At 72.3% G+C, this 15,959-nt stretch carries 15 protein-coding genes and 1 tRNA gene; 9 read left to right on the plus strand and 7 right to left on the minus strand.

The window, feature by feature from the left end; translation table 11 throughout:
• Positions 1-65: 65 nt before the first annotated feature.
• Entirely contained in the window at positions 66-1,601 is a 1,536-nt protein-coding gene (locus MJ604_RS18800; RefSeq protein ID WP_243060125.1) for an APC family permease, read from the plus strand.
• Positions 1,602-1,622: 21 nt separating this feature from the next.
• On the opposite strand, the gene MJ604_RS18805 is transcribed toward MJ604_RS18800, so the two are convergent.
• A complete protein-coding gene (locus MJ604_RS18805) occupies positions 1,623-2,510 on the minus strand; it encodes a LysR family transcriptional regulator (protein WP_243060126.1) in 888 nt (295 codons plus the stop codon).
• Between the two features lie 83 nt (positions 2,511-2,593).
• Here MJ604_RS18805 and gabT point away from each other — a divergent pair, with 83 nt between their 5' ends.
• The 3 genes from gabT to MJ604_RS18820 are packed head-to-tail and all read left to right on the plus strand — an operon-like array spanning position 2,594 to position 6,068.
• Positions 2,594-3,937: a 4-aminobutyrate--2-oxoglutarate transaminase gene (gabT, locus tag MJ604_RS18810; RefSeq protein ID WP_243060127.1), complete on the plus strand. Its 1,344-nt coding sequence runs from the start codon at positions 2,594-2,596 to the stop codon at positions 3,935-3,937.
• Positions 3,934-5,313 carry an NAD-dependent succinate-semialdehyde dehydrogenase gene (locus tag MJ604_RS18815; protein ID WP_243060128.1) on the plus strand — a complete coding sequence of 460 codons (1,380 nt, stop codon included), beginning with the start codon at positions 3,934-3,936 and terminating at the stop codon, positions 5,311-5,313. Before gabT ends, MJ604_RS18815 begins: the two co-directional genes overlap by 4 nt.
• Positions 5,314-5,351: 38 nt before the next feature.
• Positions 5,352-6,068 carry a type 1 glutamine amidotransferase gene (locus MJ604_RS18820; RefSeq protein ID WP_243060129.1) on the plus strand — a complete coding sequence of 239 codons (717 nt, stop codon included), beginning with the start codon at positions 5,352-5,354 and terminating at the stop codon, positions 6,066-6,068.
• On the opposite strand, the gene MJ604_RS18825 is transcribed toward MJ604_RS18820, so the two are convergent.
• Positions 6,046-6,507 carry a MarR family winged helix-turn-helix transcriptional regulator gene (locus tag MJ604_RS18825; protein WP_243060130.1) on the minus strand — a complete coding sequence of 154 codons (462 nt, stop codon included), beginning with the start codon at positions 6,505-6,507 and terminating at the stop codon, positions 6,046-6,048. The two genes, MJ604_RS18820 and MJ604_RS18825, sit on opposite strands and share 23 nt — an antisense overlap.
• 99 nt (positions 6,508-6,606) lie before the next feature.
• Here MJ604_RS18825 and MJ604_RS18830 point away from each other — a divergent pair, with 99 nt between their 5' ends.
• The 3 genes from MJ604_RS18830 (at position 6,607) to MJ604_RS18840 (ending at position 10,500) form a co-directional block, all read left to right on the plus strand.
• Positions 6,607-7,119 (plus strand): SRPBCC family protein, encoded by a 513-nt coding sequence (locus MJ604_RS18830; protein ID WP_243060131.1) that lies wholly within the window; start codon positions 6,607-6,609, stop codon positions 7,117-7,119.
• Between the two features lie 118 nt (positions 7,120-7,237).
• On the plus strand, positions 7,238-7,612 hold the full coding sequence (locus tag MJ604_RS18835) for an ATP-binding protein (protein ID WP_243060132.1): 375 nt from the start codon (positions 7,238-7,240) through the stop codon (positions 7,610-7,612).
• 239 nt (positions 7,613-7,851) lie between these two features.
• Positions 7,852-10,500 carry a SpoIIE family protein phosphatase gene (locus MJ604_RS18840; protein ID WP_243060133.1) on the plus strand — a complete coding sequence of 883 codons (2,649 nt, stop codon included), beginning with the start codon at positions 7,852-7,854 and terminating at the stop codon, positions 10,498-10,500.
• A gap of 81 nt (positions 10,501-10,581) precedes the next feature.
• Here MJ604_RS18840 and MJ604_RS18845 read toward each other — a convergent pair.
• Both MJ604_RS18845 and MJ604_RS18850 read right to left on the minus strand, forming a co-directional pair.
• A tRNA-Thr gene (locus tag MJ604_RS18845) sits at positions 10,582-10,654 on the minus strand.
• Positions 10,655-10,806: 152 nt separating this feature from the next.
• Entirely contained in the window at positions 10,807-10,989 is a 183-nt protein-coding gene (locus tag MJ604_RS18850; RefSeq protein ID WP_243060134.1) for a hypothetical protein, read from the minus strand.
• A gap of 115 nt (positions 10,990-11,104) precedes the next feature.
• On the opposite strand from MJ604_RS18850, the gene MJ604_RS18855 reads away from it, so the two are divergent.
• Both MJ604_RS18855 and MJ604_RS18860 read left to right on the plus strand, forming a co-directional pair.
• Positions 11,105-12,040, plus strand: coding sequence for a LysR family transcriptional regulator (locus MJ604_RS18855; RefSeq protein ID WP_243060135.1), 936 nt, complete (start codon positions 11,105-11,107; stop codon positions 12,038-12,040).
• A gap of 9 nt (positions 12,041-12,049) precedes the next feature.
• Positions 12,050-12,439: a limonene-1,2-epoxide hydrolase family protein gene (locus MJ604_RS18860; RefSeq protein WP_243060136.1), complete on the plus strand. Its 390-nt coding sequence runs from the start codon at positions 12,050-12,052 to the stop codon at positions 12,437-12,439.
• Here the strand turns inward: MJ604_RS18860 and MJ604_RS18865 are convergent.
• From MJ604_RS18865 to tmk, 3 genes are read right to left on the minus strand one after another with little or no spacing between them, the layout of a single operon-like run.
• Positions 12,429-13,982, minus strand: coding sequence for an alpha/beta hydrolase (locus MJ604_RS18865; protein WP_243060137.1), 1,554 nt, complete (start codon positions 13,980-13,982; stop codon positions 12,429-12,431). The genes MJ604_RS18860 and MJ604_RS18865 overlap by 11 nt on opposite strands.
• A complete protein-coding gene (locus MJ604_RS18870; RefSeq protein ID WP_243060138.1) occupies positions 13,979-15,124 on the minus strand; it encodes a DNA polymerase III subunit delta' in 1,146 nt (381 codons plus the stop codon). Before MJ604_RS18870 ends, MJ604_RS18865 begins: the two co-directional genes overlap by 4 nt.
• A complete protein-coding gene (tmk, locus tag MJ604_RS18875) occupies positions 15,121-15,768 on the minus strand; it encodes a dTMP kinase (RefSeq protein WP_243060139.1) in 648 nt (215 codons plus the stop codon). Before tmk ends, MJ604_RS18870 begins: the two co-directional genes overlap by 4 nt.
• Positions 15,769-15,959: the final 191 nt, after the last annotated feature.

Consider the following 15,959-nt stretch of genomic DNA (forward strand, 5'->3'; position numbering starts at 1 on the left):
AAGTCGTTTGGGGCCGAATATGTTCCGGAGTAATCCAGGTCACACCGCAGAGAGGCCCGACTCCCATGACCGCAGATCAGGGTGCACTTCGACCGCCGCCCGACCTCGCCGACGACGAGAAGCTGGCGCGCAACCGGCTCGGAGTCATCGGCATCGTCTTCTTCGTCGTCGCCGCCGCCGCTCCGCTCGTCGGCATGACCGGCGCCGTCCCGGTCGCGATCGTGCTCGGCAACGGCGCCGCGGCGCCGGGCGCCTACCTCGCCGCCGGCGTGGTGCTCCTCATCTTCAGCGTCGGCTACGCCGCGATGAGCCACCGGGTGACGAACACCGGCGCCTTCTTCGCGTACGTCGGTCGCGGCCTCGGCATCGTGCCGGGCGTGGGCTCGGCCTTCGTCTCCTTGCTGACCTACCTCGGGATCCAGCTCGCGGTCTACGGGTTCTTCGGCGGGGTCGCCGCCCCGCAGTTCGACGCGGAGCTCGGCATCGACCTCGCCTGGTGGGTCTGGGCGCTGTTCGCCTGGGCCATCGTCACCGCGCTCTCGGCGCTCCAGGTCGACATCGGCGCCAAGCTGCTCGGCGTCCTGATGCTCCTCGAGGTGCTGTCGCTGCTGCTGGTCGCCGTGGCCGTGCTGTTCCAGGGAGGTGGCCCGGACGGGCTCGACTTCGCCGCTTCCTTCGCGCCCTCCAACATCTTCGCCGGCGGTCTCGCCGGCTCGGCCGGCATCGCGCTGGCGTTCGCGTTCGCGTCGTACATCGGCTTCGAGGCGACCGCGATCTACGCGGAGGAGACCAAGGACCCCAAGCGCAACGTCCCGATCGCGACGTACGCCGCGGTCTCCCTGATCGCGATCCTCTTCGCGCTGACCTCGTGGGCGGTCGTGAGCGGCGTCGGCTCGGACGACGTCGTCAACCAGGTCGCCACGATCTCGGCCGTCGAGGGGACCCCGCTCGCCGACCCCGCCGCGGTCCTCTTCTCCGTCGCCGACGAGTACGTCGGCAGCTGGCTCGCGGAGCTGATGAGCTGGCTCGTGCTGAGCAGCCTGTTCGCCGGCCTGCTCGCGTTCCAGAACAGCGCGGCGCGCTACTTCTTCTCGATGGGCCGCGCCGGCGTCCTGCCCCGCGCCCTGGACCGGGTCAACGGCCGCGGCGCGCCGATCGCGGCGACGCTGGCCACCTCGGTCGTCACTGGAGCGGTCATCCTGCTGTTCATCGTCACCGACCGGGACCCGATCCTGCACATGTTCTACTGGTTCAGCGGCATGGCGGTGCTCGCGATCCTGCTCGTGGAGATCCTGGTCTCGCTCGCGGTCATCGTCTACTTCCGCCGCGAGGGTGACCGCAGGGTGTGGAACACCGTGATCGCGCCGGTCCTGGCGATCGTCGGGCTCGGCCTCGGCGCCTACCTGATCATGGCCCGCTTCGGCCTGCTCGCCGGCACGGTCGCCGAGGGCGTCGACCCCACCACCCAGTCGTTCGGCCTCTCGGGCACGGGCTGGACGCTGGTGCTGGCGCCGTTCGTGATCTTCGTGGTCGGCATGGTCGTCGGCCAGCTGCGCCGCAGCGAGGAGAACGAGGACGCGGTCGCCGACTTCGTCAGCTGATCCGTCTCCTGCGGGCCCGCCTCACCTCGGTGAGGCGGGCCCGTAGCGTTCCGCGACCCACGCACCGAGGCGCCGGGCCAGCAGCTCGAGCGGAGCCGCGGCCACGCCGCGCGAGTCCCACGCGGCGACGAGCCGCACGCTGAGCACGTCCGCGCCGAGGTCGATCGCGACCGGCCGCAGGTCGAAGCGCGGGTCGTCGGACACCACGGCGACGCCGCGCCCCGCGGCCGCGAGCGCCTGGGCGATCGTGCCGTTCGCGGCCTCGACGAGCCCGGAGTACGACGCGCCGCGCGCCGCCACGGCCGTGTCCAGCGCCTCCCGCGCGGTGAAGGCCGGCGGCACCACGACCAGCGGCCGCTCGAGCAGGTCGCTGAGCAGCACCCGGTCCCGACCGGCCCACGGGTCGTCGGCCGGGACGTAGGCCCAGACCGGCAGCACGGCCAGCGACCGCGAGCCCATCGGCTCGTGCGGGCGCTGGGTCCCGATGGCCAGGTCCGCGCCGGACTGCAGCAGCTCGGTCGTCGTACGACCGTCGCCCTGGCGTACGTCGACCACGGGATCGTCGGCCGACATCGTGGCGACGAACGGCGAGACGATGTCGGTGAGCGTGACCGTCGGCGCCGCGATCGTGACCCGCTCCAGGCCGCCACTCGCGTGGTAGCCGGCCCGCCGCTGGAGCGCGTCCGCGCTGGCGAGCAGGTCGCGCGCGGCCGGCAGCAGCGCCCGGCCGTTGCGGTTCAGCGACAGCCGCCCGGCGCTGCGGTCGAACAGCGCCACCCCGAGGTCCTGCTCGAGCTGGCGCAGCTGGCGCGACAGGGCCGGCTGGGTGACGTGCACCCGGGCCGCAGCGGCGCTGACGCTGCCCGCGTCCGCCGTCGCGACGAAGTAGCGCACGTGCCGGAGCTGCACGCCGACCTCCTATGCCTGGTGAGCATCGATCTGAGTCTGAATAGGTATTGGACAGCATAGGAGGCCGCTCCGAGACTGGCGGCATGACTGCGCCCACGATCGACGCCACCGTCCCCCAGGAACGCCGCCTGGTCAGCGAGGTCCCCGGACCGGCCTCGCGCAGCCTGATGGCCCGGAAGCTGGCGGCGGTCGCCGCGGGAGTCGGCACCACGCTGCCGGTGTTCGCGACCCGCGCCGGCGGCGGGATCGTCGTCGACGTCGACGGCAACCACCTCATCGACCTCGGCTCGGGCATCGCGGTGACCACGGTCGGCGCCAGCGCCCCGCGCGTGGTCGGGGCCGTGCAGGAGCAGGCCGCGGCGTTCACGCACACCTGCTTCATGGTCACGCCGTACGAGGGCTACGTCGCGGTCGCCGAGGCGCTCAACCGGCTGACCCCGGGCGACCACGAGAAGCGGACCGCGCTCTTCAACTCCGGCGCCGAGGCCGTCGAGAACGCCGTGAAGATCGCGCGGGCGCACACCGGCCGCCAGGCGGTCGTGGTGTTCGACCACGCCTACCACGGCCGCACCAACCTCACGATGGCGATGACCGCGAAGAACATGCCGTACAAGCACGGCTTCGGGCCCTTCGCGAGCGAGGTCTACCGCGCCCCCCTCTCCTACCCGTACCGCGACGGCGACACCGACGGCGTGGTCGCGGCGCTCCGCGCGATCGACGTGATCGAGAAGCAGGTCGGCGCCGCCAACCTGGCCGCCGTCGTCATCGAGCCGATCCAGGGCGAGGGCGGGTTCATCGAGCCGGCCGCGGGCTTCCTGCCCGCGCTCGCCTCCTGGTGCCGCGACAACGGCGTCGTGTTCGTCGCCGACGAGGTGCAGACCGGCTTCGCCCGCACCGGCGACATGTTCGCGTGCAACCGCGAGGGCGTGGTCCCCGACCTGATCGTCACCGCGAAGGGCATCGCCGGCGGCCTGCCGCTGTCGGCCGTCACCGGCCGCGCCGACGTCATGGACGCCGCGCACGTCGGCGGCCTGGGCGGCACGTACGGCGGCAACCCGCTCGCCTGTGCCGCCGCGCTCGCCGCGATCGAGACCATCGAGGCCGAGAACCTCGTCGCCCGCGCCCGGGAGATCGAGGCCGTCGTGCTCGACCGGCTGCGCCGCATCGAGGCCCGCGACGCCCGCATCGGCGACGTCCGCGGCCGGGGCGCGATGCTCGCGGTCGAGCTCGTGCACGCCGGCACCGACGTGCCGGATCCCGAGCTGGCGAAGGCGGTCGCCGCCGCCGCGCACCGCCAGGGCGTGATCGTGCTGACCTGCGGCACCCACGGCAACGTGCTGCGGTTCCTGCCGCCGCTCTCGATCTCCGACGAGCTGCTGCACGACGCGTTCGACGTGCTCGCCGCGACCTTCGAGGTGACCCGATGACGACGTTCCAGGTCGAGGACCCGGCCTCGCTCGAGGTCGTCGCCGAGGTGCCCGACCTCGGCCCCAAGGACGCCCGCGCCGCGGTCGACCGCGCGGACGCGGCGTTCGCCGAGTGGTCGCGCACCTCGCCGCGGCACCGGTCCGACGTGCTGCGCCGCGCGCACGAGCTGATGCTCCGCGACAAGGACGAGCTCACCGCGCTGATCGCCCAGGAGAACGGGAAGTCGCTCGTCGACGCCGCGGCCGAGGTCGGCTACGCGGCCGAGTTCTTCCGCTGGTTCTCCGAGGAGGCGGTGCGACCCGGCGGCGAGTACGGCGAGGCCCCCGCCGGGGGCGTACGCACCCTGGTGTCGCACCGCCCGGTGGGCGTGGCCGCGCTGGTCACCCCGTGGAACTTCCCGGCCGCGATGGCGACCCGCAAGATCGCCCCGGCGCTCGCGGCCGGCTGCACGGTCGTGCTCAAGCCGGCCGCCGAGACGCCGCTGACCGCGCTCGCCGTGACCCGCCTGCTCACCGAGGCCGGCGTACCGGACGGCGCGGTGGAGGTCGTCACGACCACGGACGCCGCGGGCGTCGTCTCCGCATGGCTCTCCGACGACCGCGTGCGGAAGGTGTCGTTCACCGGCTCGACCGGCGTCGGCCGGACGCTGCTGCACCAGGCGGCCGACCGGGTGCTCAACGCCTCGATGGAGCTGGGCGGGAACGCACCGGTCGTCGTCACCGAGGACGCCGACCTCGACCAGGCCGTGGCCGGAACGATGATCGCGAAGTTCCGCAACGGCGGGCAGGCGTGCACCGCGGCGAACCGGATCTACGTGCACAGCGACGTCGCCTTCGACTTCCTCGCCCGGCTCGGCGCCGAGGTCGAGAAGCTCACGGTCGGCCCGGCCGCCGACGGCGCCGCGATCGGCCCGGTCATCTCGGCCGCCGCGCTGCACCGGATCACCGAGGCCGTCGACCTCGCCGTCCGCGAGGGCGCCCGGATCTCGCACCGCGCCGAGCTGCCCGACGCCCCCGGCTACTTCTACCCGCCGACCGTCCTGGCCGACGTCGCGCCGGACGCCACGATCCTCCGCCAGGAGATCTTCGGCCCGGTCGCGCCGGTCGTCGTGTGGCGCGACGAGGATGAGCTGATCCGGCTGGTGAACGACACCGAGTACGGGCTCGCGGCGTACGTCTTCGCCGGCGAGCTGGGCCGCGCGATCCGCCTCGGCGAGCGGATCGACGCCGGCATGGTCGGCATCAACCGCGGCCTCGTCTCCGACCCGTCGGCGCCGTTCGGTGGCGTGAAGCAGAGCGGACTCGGGCGCGAGGGCGCCCGCGACGGGCTGCGCGAGTTCCAGGAGACGCAGTACCTCAGCGTGGACTGGTCCTGACTATTGTTCGGACCCGAATGATCGCCTAGGGTCGCCGCATGCGCGTCCTCGTGATCCAGCACGACCACTCCTCGCCGATCGGCCCGGTGGGCGAGCGGTTCAACGACCACGGGTACGACGTGGTGACCCACGCGGTGGTCGCGGAGGAGCACTTCGAGTCGCCGGGCGTGACGACGGACTTCCCCGACTTCACCTCCTTCGACGCCGTGGTGCCGATGGGCGCGCCGTGGTCGACGTACGACACGGCCACGATCGGCAGCTGGGTCGTCCCCGAGCTCGAGGGGCTGCGCGCGGCCGACGCCGCGGGCGTGCCGGTGCTCGGCATCTGCTTCGGCGGCCAGCTGCTCGCCGAGGCCCACGGCGGCAGCGTGCGGCTCACCGACCGGCCGGAGGTCGGGTGGTACGACGTCGCGTCGTCGGATCCCGACCTCGTCCCCGCCGGCCCGTGGTTCGAGTGGCACTACGACGCCTGGACGCTGCCGCCCGGTGCGACCGAGATCGCGCGCAACGCGAACGCGTCGCAGGCGTTCGCGCTGCGCCGCAACCTCGCCGTGCAGTTCCACCCCGAGCTGACCAGCGCGATGCTCACCGGGTGGCTCGCGTACGGCGGGGACGCCAAGGCCCGCGACTTCGGGCTGGACCCCGTCACGCTCCTCGCGCGCACCCGCGCCGTCGACGACCGCAGCCGGTCGCGCGCGCACGCCCTGGTGGACGGCTTCCTCGCCCGCGTCGTCAGCGCAGCTCAGTACGCCTGACCAGCGTCCGCAGCCCGCGTGCGACCTCGAGCCGCTCGGGCTCGGCCATCCCGGCGACCAGCCACGCCTCGGCGCCGTTGAACTCCGGGAACAGCCGCTCCATGAACCTCTTGCCGTCGTCCGTGAGCGACAGCAGCACCCGGCGCGCGTCGTCGGGATGCACATCGCGCGCGAGCAGCCCCTTGCCGACCAGGGTCTGCTGGACGCCGGTCAGCGTCGCCTTGGAGATGCCGGCCTCCGCCGCGACGTGCCGGCACTCGCTCTCGCCCCAGGTCCACACCACCCACAGCACGACCCAGGCGGTCCACGTCAGTCCGCGGGGGGCGAGCACGGTCCGCTCCAGGTGGGTCCGCAGCGCATGGGCGGCCCGATGGACGCTCGACACCACCGCCATCGCCGTGATGTCGATGCCGTCACCGTCGTACCGGACCGTGGTCATGACGGCACGCTAGGCAGTCCGCTCCTCGCGCACCCGGGCCGAAAGACCCGAGATCCGGACCGGGATCGCGCGAACTGGAACTCGTTCTACTCTGCCTCCATGGCCCCCTCCACCGTCACGCACCCCTGCGACCCGGTCGACCTGGCGTTCGTCGACACCGCCTCCCACCGGTTCTCCAACAGCGTCGCGCTGCGCATCACGCCGGAGCAGCTCTTCGAGGTGCTGGCCGACGCGAGCGCCTGGCCGCGGTGGGCGAAGGTGATCACCCACGTCGAGTGGACGACTCCGGAGCCGCGGGGTGTCGGCACGACGCGGACGGTCACGATGCGCGGCGGCCTCGTCGGCGAGGAGGAGTTCCTCGCGTGGGAGGAGCACACGCTGCTCGCCTTCCGGTTCAACAGCGCGTCGGAGAAGCGCATCCGCGCCTTCGCCGAGCGGTACGACGTGGTCGCCACCCCCACCGGGTGCACGCTGACCTGGACCTTGGCGCTCGACGTCACCGGCGCGGCCCGGCTCACGCTGACGCCGAGCCGCCCGGTCCTGAACGTGACCTTCCGCTGGTTCCTGCGGAACCTCAGGCGCTACACCGACAGGCGTTTCGCCGTGTCCTAGGCCGGCGTGTTTCCTCTCGCGTACGGCGGGTACGACATCCCCAGCAGCCAGCAATGCGTAGCCGCATCGCGATCACGACAATCTGGGGGGTGACCGGCTGGTGTCCGGTTGGCCTTCGATGTCGCGATCAGAGACGCTCGACCCTGCAGCGCTGTCGGCACACACCGCGCGGAGCATCGTCGGGGACGTGTGCGCGAGCGCCGACATGCCCGCCGACACGACCGACACCGCACTGCTGCTGGTGAGCGAGGTCGTCACCAATGCGGTGAACCATGGGCGGGGCCGGCCGGTTCTCGACGTCCAGGTGGCCCCTGACCGGCTCTCGGTCAGCGTCAGCGACAGCGCGCCCGGGGCCCCCGAGGTCCGCCGGGACAATCCGCTCCTGGCCGACGGTGGTCGCGGCATGCTGCTGGTCGAGACCCTCGCCTCCCGATGGGGGATCGACCGCCGACCCGGCGGGAAGCGGGTCTGGTTCGAGCTGGACCGCAGCTGACTCGTCGCGTTCGACCGACCGTTTCACTCTTCCCGGCGATCACCCGTGCGGGTGAAGGCGACCCAGCAGCCGGTGGCAAAGCCTCACGCCACCACGGGTTGTGCGACTCTTGCCGCTCACGGTGATCGGCGTCGGTCGCTGACAGCGCGGGGAGAGGGGGCTGGATGCCGGGCTTTGACGTCGACGGCACTGGGCCGCCCGGCGCTGAGGTGCGCGCATCCGCCGAAGGACCCGGCTTCGTGAAGAGCGAGCTCAGCGAGACCCTCGGGACCGACGGCGAACGGCTCGACATGGGTCCTGGACTGAACCGGGTCTGCGCGGCCGCTCTCCGCCTGCTGAAGAGCTCCTCGGCCCTGGTTTCCCTGACCGGCCGCGACGATGTCCACGTCGTCGGCGGCGCCGGGCTGTCCTCGACCTCCGTCGGCCTCGACGTCGCCACCGCGGACTCGATCTGCGCCCGGGTCGCCGAGGCGGGCACGGCTCGGGTCGTGGTGGACGCGACGGCCGAGCCCGACCTGGCCGGCATCCCGGCCGTGGCTGCCGGCATCGTCGGCTCCTACCTCGGAGTCCCCCTCGTCACCGCGGACGGCACGACCCGAGGCGCTCTGTGCGTGTACGAGCCGGTCCCACGCTCCTGGACCAGCGACGACCTGGTCGTGCTCGAGGAGCTCGGCCGGTGGGTCGTCACCGAGCTGGAGTTCGCCCATGCCCTCACGGGGCAGGAGGGTGACCGGCTGGCCTGGCGGCTCGCCGTCGACGCCGCAGGGGTCGGCGCGTTCGAGTGGGACCTCACCACCGGCGAGCTGCGCTGGGACGCCCGGCTCCTGGAGCTGTTCGGGACCTCCGAGGCGTCGTTCGGTGCCACCATCGAGGCGTTCGAACGCCTGGTCCATCCCGAGGACCGGGCGCGGGTCACCGAGGCGCTGACGGAAGCGATCGACAGCTGCGGCGAGTACGCCGCCGAGTACCGCATCGTCCGCCCGGACGGCGAGTCCCGCTGGGTCAGCGCGCGCGGCCGCGCCCTCGCCGACCGCCCGGGCGGCCGCGCCGTACAGGTCCTCGGCGCCGCGTACGACACCACCGCCGTGCGAGACGGCGACGCCCGGGTCGGGCGCGTGCTCGAGTCGATGCCGACCGCGTTCTTCCAGCTCGACGGCGACTGGCGGTTCAGCTATGCCAACTCCGAGGCCGAGCGGCTGCTCGCCACGAGCCACAGTGACCTCGTCGGCAGCACGATCTGGGAGCTGTTCCCGGAGGCGGTCGGCAGCGACTTCGAGACCTTCTATCGACGTGCCGTCGAGACCGGTGAGCCGCAGGCGTTCGACGCGTACTACCCCGCACCCTTGGACGCCACGTACGAGGTGCGCGCCTGGCCGTCGCCGGACGGGCTGGCGGTGTACTTCGTCGACGTGACCGCGCGCCACCAGGCGCAGCGCCAGCTCGACGAGACCGCCCGCCGCGCCCGCATCGTGGCCGAGGTCTCCGGCGCGACCTCGGGCACCCTGGACCCCACCGAGGGGGTCAGCCGGCTCGCCGAGATCCTCGTCCCGTTGCTCGCGGACTGGTGCGTGGTCACCCTCGTCGAGGACGTCAACGCCGGCGACTGGCGACGCGGCTTGCGCGACGTCGGCTGGGCCCACGCCGAGCCGACGAGCCGGGAGCTCGTGCGGCGCTATGCCGACCTGAGGCTCGGCGCCATGTCCGACGACTCGTTCCTCGCCCAGGCACTCTCCCAGCGCGACCCCATCGTCATCGAGGCGGACGCGGCGGAGCGGGTCGCCTCCGTCCTCGCGCCGGGCGAGGCCCAGGAGCTCCTGCGGACCCTCGACCCGGCCTCGGCCATCGTCGTCCCGCTGCGCGGGCGCAACCGCACCGTCGGGGTGCTCTCCGCGTTCCGTGGCCAGGACCGGGTGCGGTTCTCCCGCGACGACCAGGAGCTCCTCGCCGACGTCGGCACCCGAGCCGGGCTCGCGCTGGACAACGCCCGGCTGTACGCCGAGCAGCGCGACCTCGCCGAGACGCTGCAGCGCAGCCTCCTGACAGAACCACCCCAGCCCGACCACCTGCGCATCGCCGTGCGCTACCAGCCCGCCGCCGAGGTGGCGCAGGTGGGCGGGGACTGGTACGACGCGTTCCTCCAGCCTCACATCGACCCCGTCCGGGCCGGCGTCATCCCCGAACCCGCCGGCCCCACTCCCGCCAGCGACGATGAGGACCCGGCCGAGGCCGCCGCCCGCCGGGCCGCTCTGGAGGTGGCGGTCAACGTCGGCGCCGTCGACACCGTCGTCGTGATCGGCGACGTGGTCGGTCACGACGTGGCCGCCGCGGCGGCGATGGGCCAGGTCCGGGGGCTGCTGCGCGGCATCGCCGTACACAGCGGGGCCACGCCCGCGGACGTCGTACGAGGCCTCGACCACGCGATGGCCGCCCTGCAGGTCGACACCACCGCCACCGCGGTCGTCGCTCGCATCGAGCACGACCCTGCCTACTTCCCCGGCTCGCCCGGCACCGCACCTCGAGCGGTCCGGGTCCGCTTCGCCAACGCCGGCCACCCGCCGCCGGTCCTGGTCTCGCCGGACGGCACCGCCACGGTCCTCGAGTCAGCCGAGGGGGCTGACCTGCTGCTCGGCCTCGACCCGCGCACGCAGCGCCGCGAGCAGACCGCCACCCTCGAACGGGGCGCCACGCTCATCCTCTACACCGACGGACTCGTCGAACGTCGAGGGCAGCTCGTCGATGACGGCATCGCCGCCCTCACCTCCCTGCTCGGCGACCTGATGAGCAGCGACGTGTCCCTCGAGGAGCTCTGCGACGCGCTCCTGAGCCACCTCGTCCCCGACAACGCCGAGGACGACGTGGCACTCCTGGCTGTCCGCCTGATCGAGTAGTGGCCGCGGGGCCGGCGCCGACCTGCTGCAGACGACAGAGGCCCTGACCAGCGCGAACGCTGGTCAGGGCCTCTGTGTCGGAGCCGCCTGTCGGAATCGAACCGACGACCTTCTCATTACGAGTGAGATGCTCTACCGACTGAGCTAAGGCGGCGTGCTGTTCAGCCAGGCTGAACAACCCGGAGAAGTATACGGACGCCGGTCCGGTGCGCGAAAACGGCACCAGGACCGGCGTCCAAGGCTCCTAGAGGCACGAGCGAACGCGACAACGCCGTACCCGTCGGAGAGCTCGAGAGGAGCGGCCGATCAGGCCGCGAGGACGACCTTCGACGTGGTGGTCGACGCCTTGCCGGTGAGCATGGACTGGTCGGCGCCGCACCAGCAGGTGAAGCGGACCAGGATGCCGGCGGCGGTCGTGTCCATCGCCGTGATCTGGCTCGGGAAGATCAGCTGGCGCTTGGCGCACGCGGTGCAGTTGTGGTCGAACATGGGGACCCTCCCTCAGAAGACGGTGATGGTGACAGCACCATTGTTCGACACTTGTAGCCATAGGGCTAGCCTTGCTTTCCTTCGGAAACCATAGGGATAACCTAGGGTTGTGGGCATGCTCTCACTGCACCAGCTGACGTGCTTCCTCGCGACGTACGAGCACGGGTCGCTCACCGCCGCGGCCGAGGAGCTCGGCTACGCGCAGCCGTCGGTCTCCGAGCAGATCCGCGGCCTCGAGAAGTCGCTCGGGGTGCCGCTGTTCCGCCGCGTCGGGCGCGGCGTCGTGCCGACCACCGTCGCGGACACCCTGCGCCCGCACGCCGAGCGGGTGCTGGCCGCGGTCGACGACGCCCAGCGCGCGGTGCAGAGCGCGAAGTCGTTCGAGACCGGCACCATCCGCTTCGGCATGTTCGGTACGGCGCGGTTGTACGCCGGCGCCGGACTGGTCGCCGACGTCCTGTCGCGCTACCCCGGCGTCCGGGTCGAGCTGATCGGGCAGAACTCGACCGACGTGCAGGAGGACCTGCGGCGCGGCCGGATCGAGGCCGCGATGATCGCGGTGCCGACCGTCGGCAGCGAGGGCCTTGACGTCACCCCGGTGGCGCGCGACGAGCTCGTCTACATCAGCGCCGACCCGACCCACCTCGAGTCGCCGGTGGGTGCGAGCCGGCTGGCGCAGGCCGCGCTGGTGATGCCGGAGACGACCTGGCGCGCCGACGACTCGACCCGCAAGGTGCTGCGCCAGATGCTGCTCGAGACCGGCCGCAACCCGCAGACCCGGATCGAGGTCGAGGACGTCGAGACCGCCGTCGAGCTGGTCGGGATGGGGTACGCCGACTCCGTGATCCCCAAGGGCGCCGCGCTCCAGCTGCTCCCGCGACTCGCTCCCAAGGCCGGCTGGGTGTCGATGCGGCCGCGGCAGTACGACATGTTCGCGGTCGTGCACCGCGCCGGCGCGACGCTCTCGCCGGCGGCGCGGCTGATGATCGAGCTGGCCACCAAGCGGATCCAGGAGATCGCCGACCCGATTCGCCCGCGCGGATCCGGGTAACTATCGAGCATGGCCGCCGAGCAGATCGTCCGTGACTTCCTCGACCACCTCGCGCGCGCCGAGGTCGAGCAGGCGCTGGTCCTGCTGGACCCCGGGGTGGAGTGGCGCAACACCGGGATGCCGACGTACCGCGGCGACAAGGTGCACGCGATGCTGCGCGACATGGTGAGCCGGGGCGTGACGCTCCAGGTGGAGTGGCACCACGTGGCGGACAGTGGCGACGTGGTGCTCACCGACCGCACCGACGTGCTCGGCTACGGCTCCTGGAACACGTCGTTCCGCGTGCGCGGCACGTTCGAGCTCAAGGACGGCCGGATCGCGGTGTGGGACGACTCGTTCAGCTGGCTCGAGCTGCTCGGCTCCGGCGCGGCCGGGCTGGTGCGGATGCTCAGCAGCTGAGCCCGTCCTCCGGGACGGCGCCGTCGATCAGGTAGGCCTCGGTCGCCTCGTCGACGCAGTCGTTGCCGGAGTTGTAGCCGGTGTGCCCGTCGCCGTCGCGGCTGATCAGCACACCCGACTCGAGCTGGTCGGCGAGGTTCACGGCCCATTCGTACGGCGTGGCCGGGTCGCGGGTCGTGCCGATGACCACGATCGGCGCCGCGCCGGCGGCGCGCACGTCGCGCGCCCGCTCCGTCGACTCGACCTCGATCCCGCCGCAGCTCATCATGCTCCAGGCGAACACGGTCCCGAACGTCGGCGAGGCCTCCTCGAAGTCGGGGAGGTTCGCCGGCACCTCGTCGGCCGTGATGGCGAACGGGTCGTCGAGGCAGTTGATCGCGTAGATCGCCTCGGAGCTGTTGTCGGTGTAGCCGCTGGGCCCGCGCGAGTGGTAGAGGTCGGACAGTTGCAGCAGCACCGACCCGTCGCCGTCGAGGCCCGTCTGCAGCGCCTGGTCGAGGATCGTCCAGTAGTCGCGGCTGTAGAGCGGCAGCACGATGCCGTAGAACGCGTTGCCGACCTCCAGGAGCCGGTCGGAGCCGGTCTCCAGCGGCTGCTCGTCGACGTCGTCGAGGAAGCTGCGGATCCGGGACAGCCCCTCGTCGACCGAGTCACCGAGGAAGCAGTCGCCCTCGTCGACGCAGTGCTGCACGTAGGCCTGCAGCGCAGTCTGGAAGCCGGCGGCCTGCTGGAGGCTCAGCTCGCGCGAGCTGATCGACAGGTCGACGGCGCCGTCCAGCACCAGCCGCCCGACGCGGTCGGGGAACAGGTCGGCGTACGTCGCGCCGAGCTTCGTGCCGTACGACGCCCCGAAGTAGGTCATCTCGGACTCGCCGAGCGCCGCCCGCAGCACGTCCATGTCGCGCGCGGCCTCGATCGTGGAGACGTGCGCGGCCAGGTCGCCGGAGCGGTCGGAGCAGCCGGCGCCGAAGGCGTCGACCCAGTGCTCGTACTGCGCGACCTCCTCGTCGGTGTCCGGGTCGGGGTCCTCGGCGACGTACTCGTCGAGCTCGTCGTCGGTGAGGCAGTCGACGGCGTCGCTGGAGCCGGTGCCGCGGGGGTCGAAGCCGACGACGTCGTAGACGTCGGTGACCGGGGACCGGAACACCTGCGCCGCGTTGGCGGCGTAGTCGGTGCCGGGGGCTCCGGGGCCACCCGGGTTCACGACCAGCGAGCCGATCCGGTCGTCGGGGTCGCTCGCGGGGACCTTGAGCACGGCGATCTCGATCGTCTCGCCCGACGGGTCGGCGTAGTCGAGCGGGACCGTGAGCTGCGAGCAGAGGTTGCCGTCGCCGCACGAGTCCCAGCTCAGCTCCTGGGAGTAGAACTCCGCGAGGTCGGGGCGGGGCGCGTCGGTGGCGCCGGCCTCCGGCGTCGTGGTCGGGACCGTGGACGGGGTCGCGGACGGGCTGTCGTCGGCGGTCAGGACCACCGCGGCGGTGATCGCCGAGCCCATGACCAGGCCGAGCACCACGAGGAGCGCGACCGCTCGCCGGATGGTCATCCCGCCCTCGCCTCCGGCGCGACCAGCGCGAGCATCATGGACTCCAGCGCCAGCGGCGGCTGCACGTTGAACTCCAGCATCTGCTCCCGGGCCTCGAAGATCGCGGCGATCCGGCGCAGGTTGGTCTCCGGCGTGGAGACCCGCGCGAGCAGCTCGACGTCGCGGCGGATCTCCTCGTTCACCAGCGGCGTCGTCGCCCCGGACGACAGCGCGATCGCGTCGCGGTAGACCGACGCCAGGTCCATCAGCCCGCGGTCGACCACGTCGAGGTGGCGCCGCTTGGCGCGCGTCTTCTGGTCCTTCTCCATCTCGCGGAGCGCGGGGGCGTACTCCTTCGGCCGGCGGCCGCGCTCGACCACGCCGTACGCCGTGTCGAGCTCGGCCTTCTCACGCGCGTCGAGGTCGGCGGTGATCACCTCGGCCTCCTGCTTGGCGACCTCGTTGAGGCTGGCCGCGGCGTCCATGCAGGCGCCGAGCGAGGTCAGCTTCGCGGGGATCGCGACGACCGCACGGCGCCGGTTGCGGGTGTCCTCGTCGCGGGCCAGCGCCTTCGCCCGGCCGATGTGGCCCTGGCTGGCGCGGGCGGCGTACGTCGCGTGCGCGGGGTCGATGCCGGAGCGCGTCAGGAAGTCCGCGACGTCGTCGGCCGTCGGCGTGGTCAGCGTGACCAGCCGGCAACGCGATCGGATCGTGGGGAGCACGTCCTCGACCGTCGGGGTGCAGAGCATCCACACCGTGCGGGCGGCCGGCTCCTCGATCGCCTTGAGCAGCGCGTTGCAGGCCTGCTCGGTCAGCCGGTCGGCGTCCTCCACGATCATGATCTGCCAGCCGCGCCCCACCGGCGCCATCGCGGAGTGCCGGACCAGGTCACGCACCTCCTTCACGCCGATCGACAGCTTCTGGGTGCGCACCACCTCGACGTCCGGGTGGCTGCCGGCCAGCGCGGTGCGGCACTCCTGGCACTCGCCGCAGCCGTTGCGGTCGCACTGCAGCGCGGCGGCGAAGGCGATCGCGGCGTTCGACCGACCCGATCCCGGAGGACCGGTGAACAGGAACGCGTGGCTCATCCCGTGCCCGTCGACCGCGGCCTCCAGGGTCTCGATGACCCGGTGCTGGCCGACCAGGCCGTCCCAGACCGTCATCGAGCCGCCCGAGTGAGCAGTGGGGCGACGCGGTCGCGGATCGCGGCGGCGATCTCGTCGATCTCCGCACGGGCGTCGAGCACGAGGTAGTGGTCGGGGTCGGCCTTGGCCATCCGCAGGAACCCGTCGCGCACCCGCAGGTGGAACTCCAGCGACTCCCCCTCGATCCGGTCGCGCTCGGCGAAGCGGCCGAGCCCGTGCGCCGGCTCGAGGTCGAGGACGACGGTCAGGTGCGGGCGCAGGTCGCGGGTGGCCCAGCGGGCGACCTTCTCGACCTCGTCGACGTCGAGCGCGCGGCCGGCGCCCTGGTAGGCCAGCATCGAGTCGACGTACCGGTCGGTGATCACGACCTCCCCGCGCTCCAGCGCGGGGAGCACCACGGTGTCGATGTGCTCGGACTTGTCGGCGGCGTACAGCAGCGCCTCGGTGCGGTCCGACAGCTGGCCGGTCTCGGGGCTCAGCACGATGTCGCGGAGCTTCTTGCCCACCTCGGTGTCGCCGGGCTCGAACGTGAGGCGTACGGCGTAGCCCTCGCCGGCCAGCCAGTCGCGCAGCAGCCCCGACTGGGTGGACTTGCCCGAGCCCTCGCCGCCCTCGAAGCACACGAACACGCCGGTCTCGGCGTACGTCCCGGCGCTGCTCACGCGCACAGCCTAGGCGGCGGGTCCGACGACGCGCGCATGGTGTCGTCGTCCACTGTCGATCCGCCGCTGCCGTTTCACCATGTGATGCAGACGAACCTGCACTTCCCACGGTGTGCACGCCATGGGAAGTGCAGGTTCACCTACATACCGTGGTGAAACTGCGCCAGGAGGGGCCGGCGAACCACCACCGG

This window comes from Nocardioides sp. SR21 (assembly GCF_022761125.1).
GTDB lineage: Bacteria > Actinomycetota > Actinomycetes > Propionibacteriales > Nocardioidaceae > Nocardioides.